Source organism: Comamonas sp. F1-6 (assembly GCF_039581415.1).
Classification (GTDB): domain Bacteria; phylum Pseudomonadota; class Gammaproteobacteria; order Burkholderiales; family Burkholderiaceae_C; genus Comamonas; species Comamonas thiooxydans.
On the sequence record NZ_JBCPWN010000034.1, the window covers coordinates 20,237 to 27,302 of the forward strand.

Sequence of the window (7,066 nt, forward strand, 5' to 3'; positions counted from 1 at the left end):
GACAGATCAGCGCAGCTGGAATTACTTGCTGTAGACAGGGAACTTGGCGGTCAGCTCGGCCACCTTGGCGCGCACGGCAGCCAGATTGGCTTCGTCTTCGGGCTTGTCCAGCACATCGGCCACCAGATTGGCGGTGATGCGGGCTTCTTCCTCGCCGAAACCACGGGTGGTCATGGCGGGCGTGCCGATACGGATGCCGCTGGTCACGAAAGGCTTTTCGGGGTCATTGGGGATGGCGTTCTTGTTCACGGTGATGTGAGCCAGACCCAGGGCCGCTTCGGCAGCCTTGCCGGTAATGCCCTTGGCGCGCAGGTCCACCAGCATCACGTGGCTTTCGGTGCGGCCGGAGACGATGCGCAGACCGCGCTCGGTCAGCGTTTCGGCAAACACCTTGGCATTCTTCACGACCTGTTCCTGGTAGGCCTTGAACTCGGGAGTCAGGGCTTCCTTGAATGCCACGGCCTTGCCGGCGATGACATGCATCAGGGGGCCGCCTTGCAGGCCGGGGAAGATGGCGCTGTTGATGGCCTTCTCGTGCTCGGCCTTCATCAGGATCACGCCGCCACGGGGGCCACGCAGGCTCTTGTGGGTGGTGGTGGTGACCACGTCGGCATGGGGCACGGGGTTGGGGTACACGCCTGCGGCAATCAGGCCGGCATAGTGGGCCATGTCCACCCAGAAGATGGCGCCGACTTCCTTGGCGATCTTGGCGAAGCGCTCGAAGTCGATGCGCAGGGCATAGGCGGAAGCGCCAGCCACGATGATGCGGGGCTTGTGCTCGCGGGCCAGCTCTTCGAGCTTGTCGTAGTCGATGGCTTCGTCGGCATTCAGACCGTAGGAGACGGCCTTGAACCATTTGCCGGACATGTTCAGCGCCATGCCGTGGGTCAGGTGACCGCCTTCGGCCAGGCTCATGCCCAGAATGGTGTCGCCTGGCTTGGCGAAAGCCATCAGCACAGCCTGGTTGGCCTGAGAGCCGGAATTGGGTTGCACGTTGGCGGCTTCGGCGCCAAAGATCTGCTTGATGCGGTCAATGGCCAGCTGTTCGACCACGTCCACATGCTCGCAGCCACCGTAGTAGCGCTTGCCGGGATAGCCTTCGGCGTACTTGTTGGTCAGCTGGGAGCCCTGGGCTTCCATCACTGCGGGCGAGCAGTAGTTCTCGCTGGCGATCAGCTCGATGTGCTCTTGCTGGCGATGGTTTTCAGCTTCAATAGCTGCAAACAGTTCGGGGTCGACTTTCGCGACGGTATCGGTGCGTTGAAACATGGCAGTCCTGTGAACTTAGAAATTCCCTTGAGGCCAAGGGCTGCCCAGGCGAACGGCTGAAACGCTTGCAGGTTGCAGTCGCTGCGACCCTGGGCGGTACGCTCCCCGGTGGTTCACAGACCTTGCAGTCTGCCGGATTCCACGTCAGCGGCAGAAAATTCTGCGCCTATCGCCAGTTGCGTACACCCGCTAGTGTAGCTGAGCTGGCATGGCTGAAGAACCTATGCCCGTTTTTCCCGCAGGACCTGGCCGGGGCATAAAAAAAGCTGGCCGGAGCCAGCTTGAGAAATGCAGGGGTCTGTCGCTTAGAGGTTGGAGTTGGCCAGTGCCACTTGCTGAGCGTGAGAGACCTTGGTGGCTTCGTCGGACTTGGCCGTCATCAGCGGGCTGGCCTGCAGGCCCACGCCCTGGCGCAGACGCTGGTGTTCGGCAAGCACCTTGGCCGCATAGCCGCCGTCCGAAGGAAGATTGGCTGCACCCACGTAATAGCGCAGGCCACCCTCGATGGAGCCGGCACGGGCAATGCATTCCTTGAGCACCTTGACGCCGACCTTGAGATTGGTCACTGGGTCGAAGGCAGCGTGCTGGCCGCCAAAGCTTTCGTACTTGTCGGTGTGCACGGAAGTCATCACCTGCATCAGGCCCTGGGCACCGACCGAGCTTTGGGCAAACGGGTTGAAGCTCGATTCAATGGCCATGATGGCCAGAATCAGCGTCGGATCCAGCTTGTTGGCTTTGCCCTGGACATAGGCTTCGCTGACCAGGGCGGCAATCGGCTCGGGCGCCACCCGGTATTTTTTGCTGAGCCAATAGGCTACAGCCGCCTGCTCCTTGGGCAGGTTCTTGGGGTTGACGGCCGTGGCGCGGTCGCTGGCGACGACGATGTTGGCGGAAGCAGGGGCTTCCTCCACTTCGGCGGCAGCCATCACGGTGCTGGCGGGCAGGCGTGTGTCGAGCCACTCGCGCAGCTCGGTTGCACCGGCCAGACGCAGGTCCGGACGAGAGATCAGAATCAGGGCCGAAATGGCCACGGCCAAGCCCAGCAGGGCGAAACCGTTGTGAGTAAGAGCAAGAAAACCGTGGGCCGTCTTATGGCCCAACGTTCGCGCAGAGGCGATTAATTTTCCTGACGCTGGCATAGCTTGTCCTTTCTTGGCTATCGCCCGAGGCCGCACCGGATCAATCTCGCGGTGCAACCAGGACAACTGGCCGATGAGGTTTGCTGCGGGCCGATTAAAAGCGCCCCTTGGGGCGCCGATCGGTCTGCTCAGTCGTGAGGCAGCGGAAACAAAAAACGCTCATTTCGAGCGCTGGCGGATTCTAGAAGCGCCCTAAATATTCAGTCAACACTAACAAAAATACTTTTTAGATTTTAAAATTATATAAAAACTGTATGAATGTACAGCTTGCTCAAAAAATTACAGCAAAAAATCACGGGTTCAAGAGGTGTATACGCTCACATCGTTTTATTTGTCATCAAGGCGAAATAAAGTGCAAAAAGCCTGGTAGCCCTACGCGAGCACAGATATAGTGAATCTGCCTGCACGTTGCAGGTGCTTGCCAAAGGAAAGGAAAAGCAAATTCCGCCGAGGCCTTTGATTCCATGGGCTGTTGGCACTTGCTCTTTATCTTCGCTTGAGGCACAAAAGGGAGCAATCGTTGCTTCCAGCGGCAAGGACCACACCCTCCTTGATCCGCGAAAAACGGCCCGGTCTGGTACCGGCCGTAAAGCCCGGAAGTCGGTTTCGCCACTTCCGGGCTTTGTCATTTCCGGCGTTGTCTTTTCTCTGCTGCGCATTGTTTGCATTTTTCGCGCTCATCTGCCTCTGGTCGGCATTCCTATAGCGCAAACTTCTCCCTGGAAACGCCTCTTGCCTCTATCTATATATAGAGCGCAATCTAGATACACCAGGGTGCGCTCAAGGTACAGTGGTGTTCCGGGCGCGCGGCGGGTCCCGCCCCTGAGAGTCTTGGAAGGCTTTCAATCTCTGCATCAATAACAATTGCCCATGTCCTTGCTCACATCGAATCGCTGGCTTCGCCGGCTGATCTGGTCTGTTCTTGCTCTTTTGCTGTTATGGCTGCTGCTCTGGGCGGTAGTGCCCTGGGTGGCCAAAAGCCAGCTGGAAAAACGGGCTGCCGAGAAACTGGGGCGCGGCGTCCATGTGGGCAAGATCGAGTTTGCGCCCTGGGCCATGTCCATCACCCTGCATGAACTGGTGATCGATAAGGCTATAAAAAAAGTAGCTGAAACCGCTGGTGCAGAGAGCTCTGCGGCTCAGAAAGATCTGAAATCCGCCGCCGAGCCACAGCTGCAGATCAAGCGCATCTTCATCAATGCCAGCGCGCAGTCCTTGTTCAGGCTCGCTCCTGTGCTGGATGTGATCGAGGTCGATGCGCCGGTGGTGCGCCTGACGCAGCATTCACTGGGCAAGCTCGATATCGACGATGTAATTGCCAAGCTCTCCGAGCCCGATGACGAGGAGCCGTCCAAGCCCCTGAGCTTTGCGCTCTACAACATTGCCTTGCGCGACGGCCGTATCGAGCTCAATGACGAGTTCGTGCAGCGCAAGCACGAGCTCAAGGACTTGCAGCTGAGCATTCCTTTCATCAGCAATCTGGCCTCCAAGCGCGAGATCAAGGTGCTGCCGCATCTGGCTTTCGATCTCAACGGCAGCAAGTTCGATACCTCGGGCGAGAGCACGCCGTTCACTGACACCCGCCAGACGGCGATGCAACTCAAATGGGAGCACATCGATCTGGCCCCTTATCTGGGCTATGTGCCTGCCAGCGTTCCCGTGCAGCCTCTGTCTGGCGTGCTGGACACGGATCTGCAGATCAGCTTCGAGCAAAAAGACCAGCCTGTGGTCAGCATCAGCGGCAAGCTGGCCTTGAGCAATGTCGCGGTGCAGGATCGCCAGAGTGCGCCGCTGCTGAACTTTGAGGCGCTGGAGGTGCAGCTCAAGAATGTTCAGCCTCTGCAGAACCAGATTGCGCTCGAATCGGTGCGCTGGGTCAAGCCCGAGGTTCATGCCAGCCGCAATGCGCAGGGCGTGATCAACTGGCTGGGGCTGAATGCGCCGTCCACTGCTGCAGCAGCGCCCGCCGAAAATGCAGAGCCTGAGTCTGATTCCTCCGACGCCAAGGCTTCGGTCCAGGCGGGCACCAAGGCCGAGGCGCCCGCCCAGTCCCTCGCAGTGAGCGTGAAACAGTTCGATATTGATAGCGCTACAGTGCATTGGAGGGATGCTGCTACAGGCGCGGCGCCTGCGGCGCTGACCCTGGCTCCTTTGATGCTGCAGGCCAAGAATCTGGCTTGGCCCATGAATGCGCCTTTGCAACTGACGGCCACTGCAGGTTTGCAAACGGCTGAGCAGGCCCGGGTGGAAGGGGCTGCCAGGCTGGCTGTGGATGGAGAAGCCACGGACAAGGCGGGCAAGCTCAATCTCAAGCTCGAGCAGTTGCCGCTGCAATGGGTGCAGCCCTATATGCAAGCGCACTTCAAGCCGCAGCTCAGCGCCATGCTCAATACCGATGCCCGGATTTCCTGGGGTGAGGGCGGAGTCGTGGCAGAGGTGGCCGAGCTGACTGCCGACAAGCTGCAGCTGCAGGACAAGCAGGCACCTGTCAATATCGAACAGATCAAGGTCAGCGGCGTTCAGGTCGATCTCGCTGCCCGGCAAGTGCAGGTGGAGGCCATTGCCGTGCAGAAGCCGCAACTCGCGGCCCTGCGTGACGCACAAGGGCACTGGATGTACGAGCGTTGGTTGCCCGTGGCAGCGCCTGCAGCCAGGCCGGCAACGCAGGGCAGCAAGGTGGAGCCGGGCAAACCCTGGTCGGTCAAGCTGGCAGCGATTGCCGTGGATGGCGGTGCGCTGCAGTTTCGCGATGCAGCACCTGTGCAAGGCGGGAATGCACGGCCCGTGCAGCTGGATGTGAGCGCCATGCGCATACGCCTGGGGGCTTTCGAGCCTCTGGCGGCCAAGGCAGCTCCGACTCCGCTGGAGGTCTCGGCTCAGCTGGCTGCCAGTCGCCGTGTGCAGGCTGGTCATATTCAGTTCAAGGGGCAGCTGGGTCTGACCCCTGTTTCGGCTCAGGGGCAGTTGCAGGCCCGTGCCGTGCCCTTGCATGCGCTGGAGCCGTATTTCGGTCACAAGCTCAATGTGGATCTGGTGCGTGCCGACGGCAACTTCCGGGGCAAGCTTAACTATCTGGCCCATGCCAAGGGGCCGCAGCTGTCTGTGTCGGGCGATGTGGAGCTCAACGACCTGCGCGTACGCTCTACGCTTGCGGCCCCGGTGCAGGAAGAGGTGGGCAAGCCCAGTACCGCCAAGGGCGCGCTGACGGCAGTGCTCAATGACTCAACGGCAGACCGTGCCAAGGCACTGGCTGCGCGCACAGGTCTGGGTCTGGGCGATGATTTGCTGGCCTGGAAAACGCTGATGGTGCGCGGCCTGGACCTGAATATGCAACCGGCTCAGCCGCTGCGGGTGAGCGTGCGCGAAACCGCGCTGAGCGACTTTTTTGCGCGCGTCATCGTGCAGCGCAACGGCCGCATCAATCTGCAGGACATTGTGAAGACCGAAAAGTCCGAGCAGTCCGTCGCACAGAACGAAGAGGCGAACGCCCAGGCGGCTGCTGGCGAGAAGCCCGAGCTCAGCAGACCCGTGGCTGAGCCCGTAAAGCCCGAAGATGTCGGCCCCGCGCCCATCATCAAGGTCGGGCCCATTGTGCTGACGGGCGGCAAGGTGCAGTTTTCCGACTATTTCATTCAGCCCAACTACTCGGCCGATCTGAGTGAGCTGAACGGCCGTCTGAGTGCCTTCTCTTCGCAGGCTCCTGCAGGCCAGGTCGAGCCGCAAATGGCCGATCTTGAAATCAAGGGCAAGGCCCAGGGTACGGCGAAGCTCGATATCAGCGGCAAGGTCAACCCGCTGGCAAAGCCTCTGGCGCTGGATGTACGCGCCCAGATGAATGACCTGGAGCTGTCGCCGCTGTCGCCATATTCCATCAAGTACGCGGGCTATGGCATAGAGCGCGGCAAGCTCTATATGGATGTGAACTACAAGGTGCAGCCTGATGGGCAGCTCACGGCATCGAACAAGCTGGTGCTGCGCCAATTGACCTTTGGCGACAAGGTGGAGGGCGCGCCCGCATCGCTGCCCGTCAAGCTGGCTGTGGCCCTGCTGTCCGACCGCAACGGCGTGATCGATCTCGATGTGCCTCTGAGCGGCTCGCTCAACGACCCGCAGTTCCGTCTGGCGCCCATCATCTTCAAGGTGATCGGCAACATCATCATGAAGGCAGTGACCGCGCCGTTTGCGCTGTTGTCGGGGGCGTTCTCGGGTGGCGACGAGTCAGGCGCAGTCAACTTTGCGCCGGGCAGCGCCAAGCTCGACGGCAAGGCCAGGGAGCAACTGGCCAAGATCGTCAAGGCACTCAACGACCGCCCCGCGCTCAAGATGACTGTGGTGGGCGAGTCGCGTGAGGCCGAAGACAAGGAGGCCTGGAAGACTGAAGAGCTGGATCGTCTGCTGCTGGCCCAAAAGCGCCGCAACGTGATTCGCGAAGGCAAGAGTGGAGACGAGGTGATGGAGTTCAGCGATGCCGAGCGTCCGGCTCTGCTCAAGGCCGTTTACGGTCGTGCCGACATCAAAAAGCCCCGTAACATGGTCGGAATGGCCAAGGATCTGCCTGCAGACCAGATGACGGCGCTGCTGGTGGCCAGCATCAAGGTGCCTGACGATGCCATGCGCGAGCTGGCGCTGGCGCGCGGTGTGGCTGTGCGGGACTATCT

The 7,066-nt window shown here is 60.5% G+C and carries 4 protein-coding genes and 1 riboswitch; of the genes, 1 reads left to right on the plus strand and 3 read right to left on the minus strand.

What is annotated here, in order from left to right; translation table 11 throughout:
• Positions 1–21: 21 nt before the first annotated feature.
• The 3 genes from glyA to AAIL66_RS22940 form a co-directional block, all read right to left on the minus strand.
• Positions 22–1,269, minus strand: a complete 1,248-nt coding sequence (gene glyA, locus AAIL66_RS22930) for a serine hydroxymethyltransferase (RefSeq protein ID WP_003053390.1) — start codon at positions 1,267–1,269, stop codon at positions 22–24.
• A gap of 35 nt (positions 1,270–1,304) precedes the next feature.
• Positions 1,305–1,459: riboswitch (ZMP/ZTP riboswitch) on the minus strand.
• Between the two features lie 115 nt (positions 1,460–1,574).
• On the minus strand, positions 1,575–2,408 hold the full coding sequence (locus tag AAIL66_RS22935) for a lytic transglycosylase domain-containing protein (protein WP_343497844.1): 834 nt from the start codon (positions 2,406–2,408) through the stop codon (positions 1,575–1,577).
• Between the two features lie 317 nt (positions 2,409–2,725).
• Complete coding sequence (locus AAIL66_RS22940) at positions 2,726–3,076, minus strand: hypothetical protein (protein ID WP_131394489.1); 351 nt, start codon at positions 3,074–3,076, stop codon at positions 2,726–2,728.
• A gap of 202 nt (positions 3,077–3,278) precedes the next feature.
• On the opposite strand from AAIL66_RS22940, the gene AAIL66_RS22945 reads away from it, so the two are divergent.
• Positions 3,279–7,066: DUF748 domain-containing protein (locus tag AAIL66_RS22945; RefSeq protein WP_343497845.1), on the plus strand; the 3,788-nt coding region annotated here is incomplete at its 3' end.

Excerpts from the sequence above, each read along its gene's own strand:
- glyA (WP_003053390.1), bottom strand. The coding sequence starts at position 1,269 with ATGTTTCAACGCACCGATACCGTCGCGAAAGTCGACCCCGAACTGTTT.
- AAIL66_RS22940 (WP_131394489.1), bottom strand. The coding sequence starts at position 3,076 with ATGCAAACAATGCGCAGCAGAGAAAAGACAACGCCGGAAATGACAAAG.
- AAIL66_RS22935 (WP_343497844.1), bottom strand. The coding sequence starts at position 2,408 with ATGCCAGCGTCAGGAAAATTAATCGCCTCTGCGCGAACGTTGGGCCAT.